The 16,794-nt window shown below is 53.8% G+C and carries 15 protein-coding genes; all 15 read right to left on the bottom strand.

From position 1 onward, the window contains the following. Positions 1 to 272: 272 nt before the first annotated feature. The 15 genes from K2F33_RS19275 to K2F33_RS19205 all read right to left on the bottom strand — a co-directional run bounded on the left by K2F33_RS19275 (position 273) and on the right by K2F33_RS19205 (position 16,629). The gene (locus K2F33_RS19275) at positions 273 to 1,193 is read right to left on the bottom strand and encodes an N-acetylglucosamine kinase (RefSeq protein WP_263878274.1); all 921 of its coding nucleotides are present in this window, start codon (positions 1,191 to 1,193) and stop codon (positions 273 to 275) included. Positions 1,194 to 1,215: 22 nt separating this feature from the next. After that, positions 1,216 to 2,355 (bottom strand): exo-beta-N-acetylmuramidase NamZ family protein, encoded by a 1,140-nt coding sequence (locus tag K2F33_RS19270; protein WP_263878273.1) that lies wholly within the window; start codon positions 2,353 to 2,355, stop codon positions 1,216 to 1,218. 100 nt (positions 2,356 to 2,455) lie between these two features. After that, positions 2,456 to 3,160 (bottom strand): PIG-L deacetylase family protein, encoded by a 705-nt coding sequence (locus tag K2F33_RS19265; protein ID WP_089547956.1) that lies wholly within the window; start codon positions 3,158 to 3,160, stop codon positions 2,456 to 2,458. 4 nt (positions 3,161 to 3,164) lie between these two features. Next, positions 3,165 to 4,133 (bottom strand): GNAT family N-acetyltransferase, encoded by a 969-nt coding sequence (locus K2F33_RS19260; RefSeq protein ID WP_263878272.1) that lies wholly within the window; start codon positions 4,131 to 4,133, stop codon positions 3,165 to 3,167. Between the two features lie 24 nt (positions 4,134 to 4,157). Beyond that, complete coding sequence (locus K2F33_RS19255) at positions 4,158 to 5,360, bottom strand: anhydro-N-acetylmuramic acid kinase (protein ID WP_263878271.1); 1,203 nt, start codon at positions 5,358 to 5,360, stop codon at positions 4,158 to 4,160. Position 5,361: 1 nt separating this feature from the next. Next, a complete protein-coding gene (locus tag K2F33_RS19250) occupies positions 5,362 to 6,222 on the bottom strand; it encodes a carbohydrate ABC transporter permease (protein WP_076171078.1) in 861 nt (286 codons plus the stop codon). 132 nt (positions 6,223 to 6,354) lie between these two features. Next, positions 6,355 to 7,257, bottom strand: a complete 903-nt coding sequence (locus K2F33_RS19245) for a carbohydrate ABC transporter permease (protein WP_089547959.1) — start codon at positions 7,255 to 7,257, stop codon at positions 6,355 to 6,357. 89 nt (positions 7,258 to 7,346) lie between these two features. Continuing rightward, the gene (locus K2F33_RS19240; RefSeq protein ID WP_076171073.1) at positions 7,347 to 8,768 is read right to left on the bottom strand and encodes an ABC transporter substrate-binding protein; all 1,422 of its coding nucleotides are present in this window, start codon (positions 8,766 to 8,768) and stop codon (positions 7,347 to 7,349) included. Positions 8,769 to 8,802: 34 nt separating this feature from the next. Beyond that, entirely contained in the window at positions 8,803 to 9,717 is a 915-nt protein-coding gene (gene murQ / locus K2F33_RS19235) for an N-acetylmuramic acid 6-phosphate etherase (protein WP_089547960.1), read from the bottom strand. Positions 9,718 to 10,342: 625 nt separating this feature from the next. Beyond that, entirely contained in the window at positions 10,343 to 11,782 is a 1,440-nt protein-coding gene (locus K2F33_RS19230; RefSeq protein WP_263878270.1) for a DUF4179 domain-containing protein, read from the bottom strand. Then, complete coding sequence (locus K2F33_RS19225) at positions 11,766 to 12,302, bottom strand: sigma-70 family RNA polymerase sigma factor (RefSeq protein WP_116229795.1); 537 nt, start codon at positions 12,300 to 12,302, stop codon at positions 11,766 to 11,768. The genes K2F33_RS19230 and K2F33_RS19225 overlap by 17 nt, the downstream gene beginning before the upstream one ends. Before the next feature lie 225 nt (positions 12,303 to 12,527). Further along, positions 12,528 to 13,697 carry a sn-glycerol-1-phosphate dehydrogenase gene (locus K2F33_RS19220; RefSeq protein ID WP_263878269.1) on the bottom strand — a complete coding sequence of 390 codons (1,170 nt, stop codon included), beginning with the start codon at positions 13,695 to 13,697 and terminating at the stop codon, positions 12,528 to 12,530. Beyond that, positions 13,694 to 14,500: an HAD-IIA family hydrolase gene (locus tag K2F33_RS19215; protein WP_263878268.1), complete on the bottom strand. Its 807-nt coding sequence runs from the start codon at positions 14,498 to 14,500 to the stop codon at positions 13,694 to 13,696. The genes K2F33_RS19220 and K2F33_RS19215 overlap by 4 nt, the downstream gene beginning before the upstream one ends. A gap of 145 nt (positions 14,501 to 14,645) precedes the next feature. Further along, positions 14,646 to 15,416, bottom strand: a complete 771-nt coding sequence (locus K2F33_RS19210; protein WP_263878267.1) for a DeoR/GlpR family DNA-binding transcription regulator — start codon at positions 15,414 to 15,416, stop codon at positions 14,646 to 14,648. A 358-nt stretch (positions 15,417 to 15,774) separates the two neighbouring features. Beyond that, entirely contained in the window at positions 15,775 to 16,629 is an 855-nt protein-coding gene (locus tag K2F33_RS19205) for a hypothetical protein (RefSeq protein ID WP_089547964.1), read from the bottom strand. Positions 16,630 to 16,794: the final 165 nt, after the last annotated feature.

The raw sequence follows: 16,794 nt of genomic DNA, 5'->3' as shown, positions 1-16,794 counted from the left end.
CGCCCCTCTTTGCCTACCTATTTCTTCCGTATTGCTGAAATATCCTGCTTCTGCGAATCGTTCAGGTATCCGTCATGATGGTTCGTACTGACATGGAGCCCCGCCGGCATGACGATTCATTTCCAAACGAAGGTATGAGAAACGCATCTTTATCTTAAGGGTTACAACGAAAAAACCTCCTTTATCATGCCGGCATATGCCGCAAGGAAAGGAGGTTTTGCTATTGGCGCCGGTTGGCGGTCGACTTCACGGTTCACCGGTTGGTCATGCGGCTATTTTGCTCCCCGCAGACGATTCAGCGCCATCAGCACCGCGCCGTTGGCCGCGTCTTTTTTGGGCGTGATGCAGGTGATTTCCGGATAGCGTTCCTGCAGCCGCTCCAGAAAAGCGTCCCGGATATACACGTTGTTAAGCAGCACGCTTCCGGCCATGGCCAGTGCCCCTGTCTGCAGCGCGAGCTTCTCGGCAACGGGCGTTACCAGCTCGGCGAGCGAAGCCGCGCTGCGCTGCGCAATGCCTAGAGCAGCAGGGTCGCCGAGCTCGCATGCCCGGGTCAGCAGCAGCGCCAACGCGGCGATGTCCTTTTTGCTCCGGGCTGGATCGTACACGTAGCCGATGATGTCCCGTACCGATTTCAGGCCCAGCTTGCCGTAGACTAGGTCCGTAATGACCGTTTCCGGCAGCCGGCCGTCATGGGCCCGGACCAGAACGGACAGCAGATCCCGGCCGATCGCGTACCCGCTGCCTTCATCATCGATCAGGTGACCGCATCCGCCGGTGCGATGAGTCTCGCCGCGTTCGTTGCGGCCGTAACAGATCGAGCCCGTGCCCGCGATCAGGATCATGCCGTACTCGCTTTCATGCGCGCCGCTCAATGCCGTTTCCTGATCGCCGGTGATCAGGAGGCCGCCCGCATAGCCGCTTTCCCTGACCTTGGCGGTCAGGCGGGCGCTCACGGCGGGATTGCTGACCCCCGCGGCACCGATGCACAGATAGGCGCAGCGTTCCAGCCCGCCGGTGGCCTCGCCGATCCGCCCAAGCATGTCGCGCAGGCTGGCTTCGATGCTGGCCTCGTCCTGTCCGTTGTAATTGATGCCGCCGGATTCGAAGGCGGCGATTACTTCGCCGCTCTCATCGGCGACGGCGACCGCCGTTTTCGTTCCGCCGCCATCCAGCCCGGCTACGTACCGCATCGTCATCCCTTCCTTCGTCTGTCTAATAGATATGATACTGCTGCTTCATGTCGGCAAACGAGCGAGCTTCCTCACGGAACTGTTCCAGCAAGGCCGGCAGATCCAGCGGCTCGCTCCGGTACAGATCATCCCCGCCCAAAAGGTCGATGAACGGCAGCATGTTGCCCTTGTGCGGCGGCAAAAATTCGAATGCTTCATAGTTCCGCTTCAGCGTATACATCAGCCGGATTCCCGTCTCGAGCGGCTGCAGCGCCCGCTGGTCGGTAATATGCAGCTGCACGCCGCCGCACTGCTCACCCTCATGCTTGGAGAACGTCGGCTTGAAATAAACCGGCCGGAAAATGACACCGGGCAGCTTCATGCCGTTCATCTCGTCCGCCAGCTTCTCCGCCTCAACAAACGGTGCGCCAACGATTTCAAAAGGCGCCGTCGTCCCCCGTCCTTCGGACAGGTTCGTGCCCTCGAACAAACAGGTTCCCGGGTAGAGGAGCGCGCTGTCAAAGCGCGGCAGCCCGAGCGACGGCATGACCCAGAGGTTTCCCGTTTCGGGAAACAGCATGTTCCGGTCCCAGCCGCCGCATGGAACGACATGCAGTTGGGCGTTCCATCTCATTTGCTCGTTCGCCATCGACGCCACCTCGCCGGCTGTCAAGCCATAGCGGACGGCGAGCGGGTAATTGCCGACGAACGATTCAAAGCCGGGCTTCAGGACGTTGCCTTCTACCGTCACCCCGTCCAGCGGGTTGATCCGGTCGAGGACGATGAACTCTTTTCCCGCATTGGCGCAATCCTCCAGGGCGTACAGCATCGTATAAATGAACGTATAGTAGCGCACGCCCACATCCTGGATATCGTAAACGACGGCGTCCACTTCATCCAGCATTTCCGCGCTCAGCCGCTTGGAGTCCTTGCGGTACAGGCTGTACACCGGCACGCCGGTAATCGGGTCCCGGTAGGTTTCAACCTGCGCCCCTGCTGCCTGATCCCCCCGAACCCCGTGTTCCGGCGAAAACAGCGCCGTCAGCTGGAACCGCTCATGCAGGATTTGAATGGTGGATTCAAATTTACGGTTTAAGCCCGTCGGTGACGTAATCAGCCCGAGTCGCTTCCCTTGGAGCAGATGGGCATAATCTTCGATCCGGTCAATTCCGTTAGCGATCATTGCGACCTCCTGGTAATGAAATTAGTGTACGTCCCTAAAAAAATGACTGTAACCGAGGTATCGTCACAGTCACAAGCGGGCATGAAATGCCTGGCTCCGCTTACAGTTCGCTTTGGCGCAGGCGCATCGTTTCCGCCGGAATCATAAACGTTTCTGCGTACTCCTTACGCGCCTCGATTCCGCGCACGCGTGCCAGATGCTTATAGTACTCGAGATATGGGAAGGACTTGCTGTTCGTGACGAACCAATGCTGCGATACCGCTTTCACCCACAGGTCAAAAGCCTCCTGTGAAAAGTCCACGTACACGTACGGCTTGTAATCCACTGCATCCTCCCAGTTTTCCGCATAGTAGAGCTTGGAAGCGAAAAACGCGGGCAGTTCCCGCTCAAAGGATGCCAGGCCGGCAAAAAAGCGCGCATCGTTCACGATGTTATGCGTTGTCGCGTGGTCCTTGTGCATGCTGTTCTTCCAGTGGGTAATGATGATGTTCGGCTTCACGCGCCGGATTTCGTCGCATACTCTCAGACGCATGTCCTCGGTATCCTTCAGCTCGCCGTCGGGAATGTCGAACACGATGGACTCGCCCCCCAGCATATCGGCAAACGCCTTGGCCTCGTTCACCTTTTGCTGGCGGTACTCCGCCATATCCTGACCCGCGGGCACGCCGCGTTCCCCTGCCGTCAGTGCCAGCGTGACGATGCGGTCGCCCTTCAAGGAATGGCTGGCAAGCACGCCGCCCGCCGTCAGTTCCGCATCCCCAACATGGCCGCCAATCGCCATAATCGTCAATTTCTGTTCGCTCATCGCTTTAAAACTCCCTTCTCATGATCGAAAATGTCCGGACCGTCTTAAACCCTGCCTTCTCGTAAATCCGGATGGCCGGATTGGTGCTGCCGGTATACAGGGACATATAATCCGTCCCGATCTGCTGAAATGCTTCGCACAGCTTAAAAAAAAGGATGCTGCCGAGTCCGTGTCCCTCATGCTCGGGATGAACGCCGATGCCGGCAAAATAGCCGCGCCCGCTCTCCTGGCGGATAACCGGACCGGCAAATCCGACCACCTTACCGTGGTGCGCCGCCACGACGACGGGCACCCCGTCCTCGGTCGATTGGGCGATTTCCTTCTGCCACAGCGGATTATCGAAGCCCTGCAGCATGTCCTTAACGCCGTGATGCTTGCCTTGGTCAAACAGCTCCACCGTGTATCCCTCGGCATGGGCCTTCTCTTCTTTCCCGCGAACCTCTTGCGGGATCGAGAACGAAGACAGATTCAGGTACATCGCGCATTCCTGCGCCCTCTCGACGTATCCCTGGCCCAGCAAAAACGAATGGAGCCTGCTGCCTGTCGGCACACCGGGCGCATTGTTATGCTCGTGGCGCGGCGTATCCGGTATGTACCAGGGCAGCATCATCGGATTGAAAAACAGCACGTCGGCCTGCTTTTTGCCCAGCGACTGAAAGCGCCCTTCCAGATGCTCCAGCATCATCTTGTAGTTGTCATCCGTGCAGGCTTCGTCGGCAAGTACGATGCAGGTGATGTACCCCGCATGATCTCCAAGCGGCAGATCGCCGCCGGTGCAGCCGCAGGCAAAGCCCTTCACTTCACCTTCTTCCACGAGAACAAACGTGTTCTCCGGATCGAAATAGCGATTATCCGTAAATATGCCGCTGAAACTTGCCTCCGTCATCTCCTTGTAGCCGTCCCGCACGGCTACTGTGTTCCATAAGTCAATGACAGCACCGGTGTATTGGTCACTCCAAGTAGTTACAACCATCTCGATATGAGTTCCTCCATCCCTTTAATAGCTGATTTTGCCCATGACGACAGGTCTGGAAGCGCCGGTCACATGAGGAAGGTTATTCGGCCGGTTGGTGATCGCGTAATCCGCAAGAACGGCAAACGCTACGGCTTCCTTCGCATCGCTGTTATGGCCGATGGCCTCCTGCGTCAGCACTTGTACGCCTGCCTTCGCCATCTCCTGACGGATCCATTCCATGAGCACCGGATTGTAGCTGCCTCCGCCGCCAACGATCATCGCATCGGCGGGATGGCCTGCCATCACATATCTGCGATAGGCGTCGCCGATCGACCAGGCGGTCAGCATCGTCACTGTGGCGACAATGTCTTCCGCCTTCATGCCAAGCGCTTCGGCATCATGCAGAAGCTTATCTATATAAGAGGAGCCGAACAGCTCGCGGCCCGTCGATTTCGGCAGCGGCTGCGAATAGTAAGCCTCCTGCTGCAGCCGGCCGAGCAGACGCGGATCGGCGGTGCCCGACCGTGCGATCGCTCCTCCAATATCCATCGTTAATTGTCCCGGATACAGCCGTTCCACGACCCCGTCGATGATCATGTTTCCCGGGCCTGTGTCGAAAGCATATACCTCACCGGGGCTGCATCCGGCCGGAATCACCGTCATGTTCCCGATGCCGCCGATGTTCTGCAGCAGCAGTGTCCGGTGTTCCTCCCGGTACAGCAAATATTCGGTAAAAGGAACCAGCGGCGCTCCCTGACCGCCGACAGCCATGTCCGCCGGCCGGAAGTCCGACACGCAAGGAATCCCTGTTCTTGCCGCGATGACCGCACCTTCTCCGATCTGCACGGTGTAATGCACGTTACGGCCATGGTACGGCTCCATGCTTGGAGCATGGTAGATCGTCTGACCGTGTGAACCGATCACTGAAACGTCCTCGGCGGACAGCCCCGCCTTTTCAATCACGGACAAAGCCGCCTCGGCGTACAGTTCTCCCAAAAGCACATTCATTTTTCCAACTCGGTCAACGGTTGCGTTGCATGGATCGAATAAAGCAAAAATGTCTTCCCTGACACCCGCCGGGTAAGGCGAATTTTCAAAAGCGACCAGACGCACGCCTGGAGACTCGTCCCGATTGCCGTTGATTTCCACGACGGCCGCATCGATGCCGTCCACCGAAGTCCCGGACATCAGACCAACGGCATACCGGGGACGCCTTAGCTCCGTTTTTTCTCCCTTTGTCCCCATATCAGCCCTTCACGGCTCCCACCGTGACTCCTTCCAGGAAGTACTTTTGCAGGCTGAAGAAGAGGATGAACATCGGCAGTGCGGAAATGGTGGCACCCGCCATCATCGGCGCAAAATAAGTCGTATTCGCAAATCGGAAGTTTTTCAGACCGACCTGAATCGTCTGCATATCCATCGTGTTCGTCACGAGGAACGGCCAGAAGAACGTGTTCCAGCTGTCCATAAAGGTCAGGATGGCCATGACCGCCAGCACCGTTTTGGACAATGGCAGAATGATCCGGAAATAAATCTGGAACTGGTTGCAGCCTTCGATTTTGGCACATTCAAGGATTTCCCCTGGAATGCTGCCCATGAACTGTTTGGCCAAGAAAATGTTGTAGACCGTGACGAGGCCCGGCAAAATCAAGGCGCTGTAGGTGTTTTGAATATTGAAAATGTTGACGATCAAAATGTAAAGCGGAACCTGGGTCACCTGATAAGGGATCATCATGGCGATCAGCAGGATCGTAAACAGAACCGTTCTGCCCTTAAACTTGATTTTGGAGAACGCGTAACCTGCGAGGCTGGCGAAAAACACATTCGATACCATAACCGTCGTCGCCACGATCAGCGAGTTCAGCAGCCAGCGGTACGAATATTCGCTGTAATCAAAAAAGAATTTATAGGAGTCCAGCGTGAATTTGGTCGGAAACAGGGAATAGTTCGCCGCCCCCGCTTCGATCGGATCGCCAAAGGACGACATGATCATGAAATAGATGGGGAAAATCGTTGCTAATGCAAATAGGATCAAAATGATAATGATCACACCGTTTCGGGCGCGCTTTGCCGCCGGCTTTCCGGTATGTTCGCTGTAAAGTGCCATGTTCGGATCTTCCTCCTTACTTAAGAGATCAGAAAGTATAACTTCTTTCGCTTAAGCATCCTGATCTCGCAAGAAAAACTTCCGCGAAGCGCGGTCTGTCTTCTGTGAAATGACGCCTTAGCGACGTATTTCTTAATATTCCACGTCTTTGCCCATAAACTTGAACTGCACCAGCGAGATCAGCGCAATAATCGCTGCGAGCACGAGGGACTGGGCTGCCGCTTTACCGAATTCGAAGTACTTGAAGGCGTTGTTAAAGATCAGGAGACCTACCATCGTCGTCGAGTTGTCCGGGCCGCCGCCTGTCATGAGGTACGCGTTCTGGAACACCTGGAAGGAACCGATAACCCCGGTAACCAGCAGGAACAGCGTCGTCGGCTTCAGGCTCGGAATGACGATGTACCACAGCTTCTGAAAAAAGTTGGCGCCATCCAAATCGGCGGCTTCATAATAGCTGGAATCGATGCCGAGCAGCGCGGCCAAATAAATGATAATGCTGGTGCCGTGGCTGGACAGCCAGGCCATCAGGACCAGCGAGAACATCGACGTGGCGCTGGAGCCAAGCCAGTTCTGGTTGCTGATGCCGAACAAGCCGATCAGCTTGTTGAAAATACCTTCCGGCATCGGATCGAAGATCCACAGCCATACCACCGACAGCGCAACACCCGAAGCGACTGCAGGCAGGTAATAGACCGCCTTGAACGTCGTCTGCAGCTTTTTCTTCAGCGGCAGGATCAGAATCGCAATGGCGAAGGAGATGATTAACGATACGGGGACGGTTAGAATCGTGTACACGACCGTGTTGACCACCGATTTCCAAAACAAGGAATCCTTGAATGTGGCGATGTAGTTATCGAACCCCACATACTCCGAGCCGATCGGCTTGTATTTCTGGAAGCTGATAATAAACGCGCTCACGACCGGATAAGCGGTAAACATGGCGAAGACCACCAAAGCAACGGCGATAAAAGCATACGCCCAGGCTCCGTCTCCCCTAATTCTGCGTCTTTTGGCCGGTTTAGCTAGTTGAGCCATCTTTGCGAAACTCCTTTCCTATCCCTTCTTACAGCCTATATATCGGATAGCCGCGTGACCCGCACACGGCTATCCGCTTGATTCAGGGATTAGTCTTTCACTACTCCGTCTTCACCGAACGCGGAAACCGCGGCGGATTTGACGGCATCGTACATCTCTTCCGGCTTGATCTCGCCGGCAATGAGTGCCTGCAGCTTCGGAACGATCACTTCGTCCTCCAGCTTGATGGCTTTGGCTTCCAGCTCAGCCGGGATGTCCGGACGGGCCGGCGCCGCGTTCTTCAGCATCGTTTCAACGGCTGCCTTGTTGTCCGCGTCGCGTTCAACCGGCATGCTTTCCGCCGCTTTTCTGCCGCTTTCCGTAATTTGAGCGACGAACAGGTCGTTGTTCGTCGTTGCGGCTACTTTGCCGCTGGCCAGGAAGTACAGCGCCTTCACGACGTTTTGCTTATGTGCTTCGCTTGGTTCCTTTTTGCCGCGGAATGCGACGTAACCGTCAACCGCTACGCTGGAAACGGCTTTTTCACCAAGGAAAGACGGAACCGGGAGAACCGTATAAGTCACTGGAATGCTGCCTTTGACCGCACTGCCGTCGTTGGCTTTGATTTTCTCATTGTTCGTATTTGCGGATTTTTCGAAGGTCGCCATCCCTTTACCGGTGATCATCGTTTGGCCGGTCAGGAACATGTTCCAGCGTTTACCCGCGTCAATGGAGCTCAATTCCTTCGGCATGGAGCCGTCGTCGATCAATGCGCGGATATCCTTAAGTACTTCAAGATAGTTTTTGCTGGTGTACGCGTATTTCAAATCCTGCGTAAATGCGGAAGGCATGCCTGCATTTTTGATCAGAATGCCCAAGTAGTCTTTTGAAGTGACGCCGGCCGTAGCAAATACGAAGCCGTAACGGGACGTTTTGCCGCCTTCGGAAACGACGCCTTTCTTGATGGCTTCACGGAACTCATCGAAGGTCCATCCTTGCTGCTGTACCTTTTTCCAGTCAATGCCCGCCTTCTCAAGGAACTCGCGGTTACCGCCCAGCGCGTGAACTTCCATATAAGCCGGGAAGCCGTACAGGCCGTCGCCCTTCTTCATGTATTCCAGCGGTCCTTTGTCGTAATCGTTGATCATTTCCGGTGTGGCGATGTCCTTGATGTCAAGCGCCATGCCTTGGTCAACGTATTTGGAGATGCCGTCGGAACCGATAAACGCAATGTCCGGAGGGCTGCCGGCGTTCACCTGGGTATCAAGCTTCTGCGTCATGTCCTCCCAGCTGGCCGGTTCGATTTTCAGCGTCAGGTTCGGATATTTCTCCGTAAATTCCTTTTGAATGTCCGCGAAGGTGTCCTGGAAATTGCCCGATACCGGCGGCAGCAGCGCCGTAATGGTATCTTTCGCGTTCGGATCGGACGCTTCGGCCGATTTGGAATCGCCTTTGCCGCCGCAGGCCGTCAGTGTGGTCAGTGCCATGCTTACGGCAAATACGGATGCTAATACACGCATTCTTTTCTTCATGAACAATATGCCTCCTCAAGGATATCCTCTGGTATTAGACCACTTTCGAAAAATTGCGGATCGCCTTCTTCAGGCTCCCCTCGGCTTGATCCAGCGCTTGTTCCGCCGCCTGGGCGTCCAAGCCGGTTTTGATCATCATAATAGCCAGCTTGCAATTCATGGAAGCGCTTTCCAAATAGGAAAGTGCCGTCTTGTCATCGACCCCGGTTGCTGTCTTTATGATACGCACCGATCGGTCCCGCAGCTTGATATTGCTTGCTTTCAAGTCCACCATGAGATTGTTGTAGGTCTTGCCCAGCTTCACCATCGTACAGGTGGTCAGCATGTTCAGGACCATTTTCTGTGCAGTCCCCGCTTTTAATCTGGTTGATCCCATAATCACTTCCGGCCCTACGACAGGTGCTATGCATACGTCGCAGACGTGCTCCACTTTGGAATTTTTGTTATTGACGACGCCGATCGTAGCGGCTCCGATTTCCCCTGCCTTCTTCAAGGCAGCGATGACGAATGTCGCGCTTCCGCTGGCGCTGATGCCGATAACCGCATCCTTGTCTGTCACGCCGCACCTTTCAATTAAAGCGACCCCCTCCTCAGCATTGTCTTCATAACCCTCAACAGCAGTTCTCAGTGCTCCGTCTCCTCCGGCAATATGTCCTTGTACCAGCAAGGGATCCACGCCGAACGTGGGAGGACATTCCGAAGCGTCCAGCACACCGAGCCTGCCGGAAGATCCAGCCCCAACGTAAAACATTCTTCCACCATTCTTCAGCACATGATGGAGTGTGTCCACCGCCCTTACAATTTGCGGTATCTCTGCAGCGACTGCAGCCGGAACCTTGGAATCCTGTTCATTCATCAGGCGAACCATCTCTTCGGTTGAACATTCATCTATACTCAATGTTTTATCGTTGATCCCTTCTGTCGTTAACCCCGCCAGATACTCATCCATAGCCATCCCCCTATCCGTGTTGACTTCTATTTCTTGATTTCATAATAACGATAAATTTCATTCCGGTCAACGGTTTTTGAAATAATATTTTATTTCGGAAGTAATAATATTCTTTTATGGTAATTGTAAAAAAGTGCAGGCTGCTCTGTTTGAGGGCTGCTCCTGTTTGGGGGCTGCTCCTGTTTGGGGCTGCTCCTGTTTGGAAGCCGCTCCTGTTTGGGGCTGCTCCTGTTTGGAAGCCGCTCCTGTTTAGCCGGTCTCGCTTTCTTGTTTTGTGCTTCGCACAAAGCCAAAGGCGCTCGACCCTCTAAACACTCGCTGCTGCAGGGGGGCAATGCTGCTGTACAATCGCTTTGCTCTGTACAGAAGTACTTAAAGCAGTGAGTATTAACTCACTGCTTGGCAACACTACACTGCCTTAGGTTCAGCAGTAAACACTACCTCGTCCTTTCCTCATACCGAGTGAATACAACACATATGCCCCTTGGTTCGTGAAATAATATTTCACAATAGAAAAGGCTCCTTTCACTATTAGAAAGGAGCCTTTCGCATCTTAGATTAAAAAAGATTACACGCCTAGCGAATACACTTCGAGGCTAGGAATGAAATATTCAGAAATATACAGTCATCGTATACGCTGTTCTTCGGCTTCCTTCATTTGAACAACGTTACCCTCATATTTTCGTATGACGAAGCGGAAAGGTCCGGGATACTGCCAGTAGTTCGGGATCGATAGGTAGGTGCCTTTTCCCGCCTGATATTCCTGAACCAATGGATGACTTTGTCCCGCCGCATCGGTAAAAGTATCCTTCAGTTCGAAGTATCCGTCTTCAATCGGTTGTTTCGATCCGTACAGCAGGCGCAGTCCCAAGGTTTGCTCAGAGCTTTTCTCCGCCACTTGCTCGATCAAAATCTTGGCATCCGGGGAGTCGCTTATTGTCCCCTTGTCCGGATCGACGGTAATCTCCACCTCATGGTCGGGTTGAAAGCTCGCATAATAAAAGTTCAGCCATAGTTCTTGATGCTCTGAATAGTAGCTGCTCGTCAGGTAAATCGTTCCTCCATTAGGTGTCAGCTGCGTTCGATCATACCTGAGCATCGTATTGAAATCCAAACGCTGCTTTGAGCTGATTTGTTTGGAGACGAGCTCCAGCGTGGCCTCGATCTTGTTCATCTGTGTGCCGGTATTGCTCTTGTAATTGAATTCGAGGTCCGTGCGCAAGGGACTCTGCACCATTTTAGTAAAGGTGACCTGCTGTTCGCCCTGATTGATTTCTACATGAATCGGCCGCTCCTCCAAATCCGCTGCATGCGAACTCTGTTGAAGGGTGACTGGGGCCACAAGCGTTTCGGTTCTTGTCTGTTCCTTGCTTCCCTCAGGTTTCAGCTGTGACCACGTCGTTTCAATCTGGAAACTCGCCGGCAGCTGTCCGGGGGTATCGAAATCAAAAACCATCACGCCCTGAGTCAGAGGCTGATCCTTCGGGAGCTTGGCATAGGTATCCCATGTGAAGGTTCCTTGCAGTGCTCTTCCCTGCCCGTCGAGGAGCTTCGGAGGATGGTTATAGCTCAGGCGTAAAGGGAGGTTCCCATTGCCGTTCTCTGCGGTGTAGAACATAATGATTCTGCGGCTGTCTGCTGCGATCCCTTCGATTTTGAGCGTATATCCTCCAGCGTTTACGGATTGGTTCATCTCATGGTAGAGTTCGTGTTCGGCGGCTTGCTTGACCATCAGCAGAAAATTATCGGGTTCCTGAAAAATGCGTTCTGTATAGGAGGGAAGCTGATCTTGACTCCATTCCTGTTCTTTGGCAGGCGTCAGATGCAGCGTACGACTGGCCGCAGCGCTTGCCCCGCCTACCACAATAACCGCCAAGATCGCAGCGGTGACCCGTAACCTCTTTGCCGTCCGGTGCTTGGACAAGCAGCGCGCCCGTTCGGTGGAGGCTTTTCGAACGCCTTGCCAAAGTACCTCGTCCAGCCTTTGATCCGATACTTTTCCTGTTTCCCGCTGCATTTCCTGCCACTCTTGCTCCAGCATCCATTCCTCATGATTGTTGGTCATATCGAAGTTCACCTCCGTAATTTATTTTGCCGCGAAGCTGTTTCAAACCTTGATGCAGCCACGTCTTCACTGTTCCTTCGGCCTTCCCGAGGGCCTTGGCAATCTCCGGTATAGTCATATCGTTGTAGTATCTAAGGATAATCACGTGCCGGTACTTCGGCTTGAGACGATTCAGCGCATGTTCCATATCGAGCTTTGCTACGCTTACCATCTCAGGGCTGTTTCGATACGCTTGCTCCATCACGATCGGCGGCCTGCGTTTTCGCCGCCTGATTTCTTCGATGCAGCAGCGGATCAAGATGCGGATAAGCCAAGGCAGCATCGCTGCCGGGTCTTTCAGCGTATGGCACTTCAACCACCCTTTATAAGCTCCTTCCTGAAGCATGTCTAGCGCATCGGATTCGTTGTGCATGTAGCTGTATGCAATGCCGTAGAGCTTGCGCTTATGAATGGATAAGAAGCTGAAAAAAGCTTCTTCGTCTCCTGCGCAAGCGGCTGCGGCTAGCTCTTGTTCTGTCATGACGCCCTCCTGGAACCATTTTTGTTGATCTGACTTATAGACGGGAGGTTGTCCTCCAAACGTTTTATTTTTTTAAATCCAGTGCTAAAAACGAAACAACAAACAGACCCTAGTCTATTAAAACGCAAAAAAGCCGCCATACCGGCGGCCTTTATTTGAGTATAGTCAATTATTCACGCGTTTTTTTCACCCAAACGTAATCGCTACAACGTGTTCCAATCGAAATCACGTTCGCCGCTGATCGTTCACCGCCCGCAGCAGGGTATGGCGGTTCGGACGGATCTGGTCGGCCTCCGCGAGGCTCCGCTTCAGCAGCTCCGGATCGATGTCCAGCTCCTGAATAGAAGCGGGGCCGCCAACCTTGCGCAGCCAGGCCCGCAGCGTATCCGGTGACGGCACCTTGGCCAGCTCCGCGCGGACGCGTTCCAACTGCTCCTCAGCAACCGGCAGGGAATTTTCCGTGTCCAGCCGGTGGTACAGCTGCGAAATTTCCGCACAGGCGACGCCGACCTTGGCCCCATGCAATACCGCCCTTCTGCCTTCACGTAAAAACGCCATTTCCCAATAATGGGACAAATGGTGCTCCGCTCCGGAAGCCGGGTGCGACTGGCCGAACAGCAGCATGGCAAAACCGGACTCGATCAAAGCTTGCGTCAGCACCCGGATTCCTTCCGGCGTGCGGTCCGCGATCGCGTCGATGTGATCCACACACTGCTGCAGCGCTTTGGTCGTCATCTCCGCCACAATTTCGGAATAAGGCTCATCCGCCGTCAGACTCCCGAATGTCCAATCAAACAGCGACGTGCATTTGCCCAGCATGTCCCCGAAGCCGGCGGCGACCATCGTCCGCGGCGCAGCTGTCAAAATATCCAGGTCGGCGAAAATCGCCGCCGGGCCGATCGATTGAATCGTGATTTTCTCGCCGCGGATAATGAGCGGCGCTCCCTTGGAATTAAATCCGTCCACCGATGGGGCGGTCGGCACGGATACAAACGGGATACCTGCCGAGTATGCGGCAAATCTCGATACGTCGTGCAGCGTTCCTGATCCGAGCGCAACCACCGCATCCGCCTTAGTGGATTTCACGTCAAGCAGCAGCTGCACAATCGACCGCTCGTCGGCGATGACATCGCCCTGCTCATCAGGGGAAATGAACGTAACGCTTGCGTTAACCCCTGCTTCCGTAACGGATTCCATCAGCTGTTCGCCGGCGGCTGCATAGGTGTTCTTGTCAGCCGTGACGATGACGCGGCGGTAATCCTGGTCTTGTAAAAATGCGCCCGCCTTCCGAATCGCACCGCTTTCCAGCACGACCGGACAAATGTCGGCGAGGCGCGCATCCGCATCATCCATACGTCCCGCCGCTTCCCTGATATCCTTCAACCAATCCGTCATTTGATTCCTTCCTTTCCCTTCAAGAGATGCTGAAGCTCGGCCAGCGACTCCCAGACCATGTCCGGGCCTTCTGCGGCCGTCTCCGCATCCCGCCTTGTTGCCGATCCGCTCAGCACCAGCGCGGTGCGGATGCCTGCCCGGCGGCCGAGCTGGATGTCCGAGCCCAGGCTGTCCCCGATCACCAAGCACTGCTGCGGCGGCAGTCCGAGCACCTGTAAAGCCGCTGCGGCCATCAAGGCCGACGGCTTGCCGATGATCACTTCGACCTCTTGGCCCGCCGTGGCGACAATGGCGGCGATCATGCCGCCGACGTCGATGCACTCCCCGTCATCCCCGGGGAACGATTTATCGTCATTGGTCGCGATGATGCGGGCGCCGTTGCGCACGGCCCGGAACGCCTGATTCAGCTCCGCATAAGTCAGCTCCTCGTGCAGCGTGATGACGAGCCAGTCGGCATTCTCGGGTCTCTCAGCCAGACCGATGCCGGCCAGTACCAGTTCATCCCGCAGTCCGTCCGGCCCCAGCACCCAAGCCTGGCTTCCAGAGTGGTGCTGCTGAAGGTACCGCGCTGTTACCGTGGAAGTAAGCAGAATCTCTTCCGCAGGCACGTCGATCCCCATGGAAAGAAGCTTCTGATGGCACATCGCCCGTGAAATGTTCCCACGGTTGCTGAGGAAAACCATCCGCTTGCCCTGCGATCGGAGCAGCGCAATGCTCTCCTTGGCCCCCGGAATGGCTTGCGCCCCCCGGTATACCGTCCCGTCCAAATCGATAATAAAACCGTCCACCGTTTCCAAACTCATTTTCAGATCCTCCCGCCGTGTTCTTATATGTTCATTCTCCCTGTGATTGTCTGCGTTTGTCAACGATTGTTTGCTTTTGTGAACGTTTTTAAATGGCAATATATGACGATTTAAATCCATTCAGACACGATCACGGGCCGCCGTATTATAAATAGGGAGCGATCAACACTTCCGTCGTACCCAGCTGACGCAGAAACTCCGGGTCTGCCCCTTCATCGGTGATGAGCACGTCGATGTCCTCCATTTTGGCGGATGTGGCGATCGACCGCCGGCCCAGCTTGGTGTGGTCCACCAGCGCAACCGTTTTGCTCGAGCTCGCAATCATCAGCTTCTTCAGCTCCGCCTCGTACAGGCTGAAATCGGTCATGCCTTCCCTGACGCTCAGCCCCTCCGCCGAAGTAAAGAACAGGTCGGAATGAATCCCTTCCAAAATGTTTTTTCCCAGAACCCCCTCGATCGTTTTGGAGCCGGAGCGGAGGATCCCGCCGATCAAAATGACGTTGATCCGCGGATTCTGGTTCAGGATGGTGGCAGCCTCCAGTCCATTCGTCACGACGGTGAGATAATCATGCTCCACCAGCGCCTTCGCCAGTTCCAGCACGCTGGAGCTGGCATCCAGAATAATGCATTGGCCCCGGGTTACGAGTTCGGCAGCCTTTGTCCCGATCGCCCGCTTCTCCTCGTAGTTCAGCTCGCTGCGGCTCGGATACCGGGGCTCGGCCGGCACCGGTTTGGTCCTCGCCGGAACCGCTCCGCCGTGGGTACGCTCCAGGACCCCCTCTTCTTCCAGCATCCGCAAATCCGTCCGCAGGGTCCCTTCAGACACCTGCAGCTCGCGAGCCAGCTGCTTCACCACGATTTGCTTGTCGCGTTGAAGCGCCTCCAATATTTTTTCTCTTCGCTGGGTTGCAAACATAGTAACCTCCAACCGTTTTTCTTCATTATAAATACAAATGACAAGATATAACAACAAACGCCAATTCAAGCAGAAGCATAAGACCATCAGGCCGTCTGCATTCGATCCCTTCCATCGTTCAACAGCTCGGAGACCACTTTCGACACAAATAGGCATAAGGGGAACAAAAAAGAACAGCCCAACAAGCTGTCGGGCTGTTCTTCTAAATCGTCTATAAAGTATCTTAACCTCCGCTAGCAAAACCGATTAATAGTTTGCACCGTGGTTCTGGATCGAATAGTTGGCTCCATGGTTGGCCGTATCATAGTTAGCACCGTGGTTCAGCGTCGTAAAGGCGGATGCCGTCAGCAGACTAACACTAAATAGTCCTAATGCTACTACCGTCGAAAACAATACCTTCTTCATCTTCAATCGCTCCTTTGAGAATGTTTTTTTGGATAGACGAGTACGATTCTAGTTGAGACTGTGAAGCATGAGATCTGAAAGATTCGAATAAGGCGACGCATTTTTTGAAAATTTTGTCATCTTCAAGTTTATCAGATAATGTCAAAGCTTGTAAAGTCCTATCGAGCGCTTCTGCGTGATTTTCTTTTTTAAATCTATAAACCGCCAGCAAATACAAAAAAGAAATATAATAGGAGAGATCTACGGGATTTTGGTCAATCGGAATAAGCTGCGAATCTTCGACGACAAGAATATCCAGGATATGATCGACGTCATAGTTATGTATATTTGCTGCCTCTAAAATCGTGATTAGTCCAGGGAGAGTTTCGGATGGATTTTCCTGTATAAACGCTGAATAATCCTCCAGGCAGTCCAAATTCCCTGAAAGAATGTTAAGCGTAAACATATTGGCTCTTGCGAAAAAACGGAAGTTTTCGACAGCCTGATTGTTGGCAGGAGAACCGTCAGACATGTAGCTTAGATCTTCATAGTTGGCTATGCACTGTTTTGCCTCTTGGTACATTTTCTTCTTTTGGTAGGCAAGTCCCTTCATGAGATGGCTGTACCCGAAATAATAGACGATCGGGCGTTCCGTAACCTGAAGCCGGCGATTCCGTTCCTTTTGTTCGACATACATCTCGTAAGCGGACTCATAAAGCTCGGTAGAAATTTTAATCATGTTATCCCAATTCTCAAAGGAGAAGGCCATTTTCAGCATCGTTACCAGCGTATCTATCTCAATCTTTACGGTCATGGATCTGTCTTCCAATCCGATTTCCTCCTTCGCTAATCTTTATATTATAAGAAGTATATAGTTAAATTAACGGACGGTCAATTATGTTAGTTCGTGAAAAAATGACCAAAAATGCTTGGTCAAAGCTGGTAATCTTTCTTTTTTCAGTCAATAAATCAATTTTAGGCGATAACAATCATA

The organism is Paenibacillus sp. PSB04 (assembly GCF_025809195.1).
GTDB classification, from domain to species: Bacteria; Bacillota; Bacilli; order Paenibacillales; family Paenibacillaceae; genus Paenibacillus_AQ; species Paenibacillus_AQ favisporus.
Note: the sequence above shows the minus strand (reverse complement) of the source record. Positions and strands in the feature narration are given on the sequence as shown.

What these genes read in the sequence shown, in the direction of transcription:
- K2F33_RS19210 (WP_263878267.1), bottom strand. Translation starts at nt 15,416, where the DNA reads ATGTTTGCAACCCAGCGAAGAGAAAAAATATTGGAGGCGCTTCAACGC.
- K2F33_RS19225 (WP_116229795.1), bottom strand. Translation starts at nt 12,302, where the DNA reads ATGACAGAACAAGAGCTAGCCGCAGCCGCTTGCGCAGGAGACGAAGAA.
- K2F33_RS19270 (WP_263878273.1), bottom strand. Translation starts at nt 2,355, where the DNA reads ATGATCGCTAACGGAATTGACCGGATCGAAGATTATGCCCATCTGCTC.
- K2F33_RS19240 (WP_076171073.1), bottom strand. Translation starts at nt 8,768, where the DNA reads ATGAAGAAAAGAATGCGTGTATTAGCATCCGTATTTGCCGTAAGCATG.
- K2F33_RS19255 (WP_263878271.1), bottom strand. Translation starts at nt 5,360, where the DNA reads ATGGGGACAAAGGGAGAAAAAACGGAGCTAAGGCGTCCCCGGTATGCC.
- K2F33_RS19250 (WP_076171078.1), bottom strand. Translation starts at nt 6,222, where the DNA reads ATGGCACTTTACAGCGAACATACCGGAAAGCCGGCGGCAAAGCGCGCC.
- K2F33_RS19230 (WP_263878270.1), bottom strand. Translation starts at nt 11,782, where the DNA reads ATGACCAACAATCATGAGGAATGGATGCTGGAGCAAGAGTGGCAGGAA.
- murQ (WP_089547960.1), bottom strand. Translation starts at nt 9,717, where the DNA reads ATGGATGAGTATCTGGCGGGGTTAACGACAGAAGGGATCAACGATAAA.
- K2F33_RS19260 (WP_263878272.1), bottom strand. Translation starts at nt 4,133, where the DNA reads ATGGTTGTAACTACTTGGAGTGACCAATACACCGGTGCTGTCATTGAC.
- K2F33_RS19245 (WP_089547959.1), bottom strand. Translation starts at nt 7,257, where the DNA reads ATGGCTCAACTAGCTAAACCGGCCAAAAGACGCAGAATTAGGGGAGAC.
- K2F33_RS19215 (WP_263878268.1), bottom strand. Translation starts at nt 14,500, where the DNA reads ATGAGTTTGGAAACGGTGGACGGTTTTATTATCGATTTGGACGGGACG.
- K2F33_RS19275 (WP_263878274.1), bottom strand. Translation starts at nt 1,193, where the DNA reads ATGCGGTACGTAGCCGGGCTGGATGGCGGCGGAACGAAAACGGCGGTC.
- K2F33_RS19265 (WP_089547956.1), bottom strand. Translation starts at nt 3,160, where the DNA reads ATGAGCGAACAGAAATTGACGATTATGGCGATTGGCGGCCATGTTGGG.
- K2F33_RS19220 (WP_263878269.1), bottom strand. Translation starts at nt 13,697, where the DNA reads ATGACGGATTGGTTGAAGGATATCAGGGAAGCGGCGGGACGTATGGAT.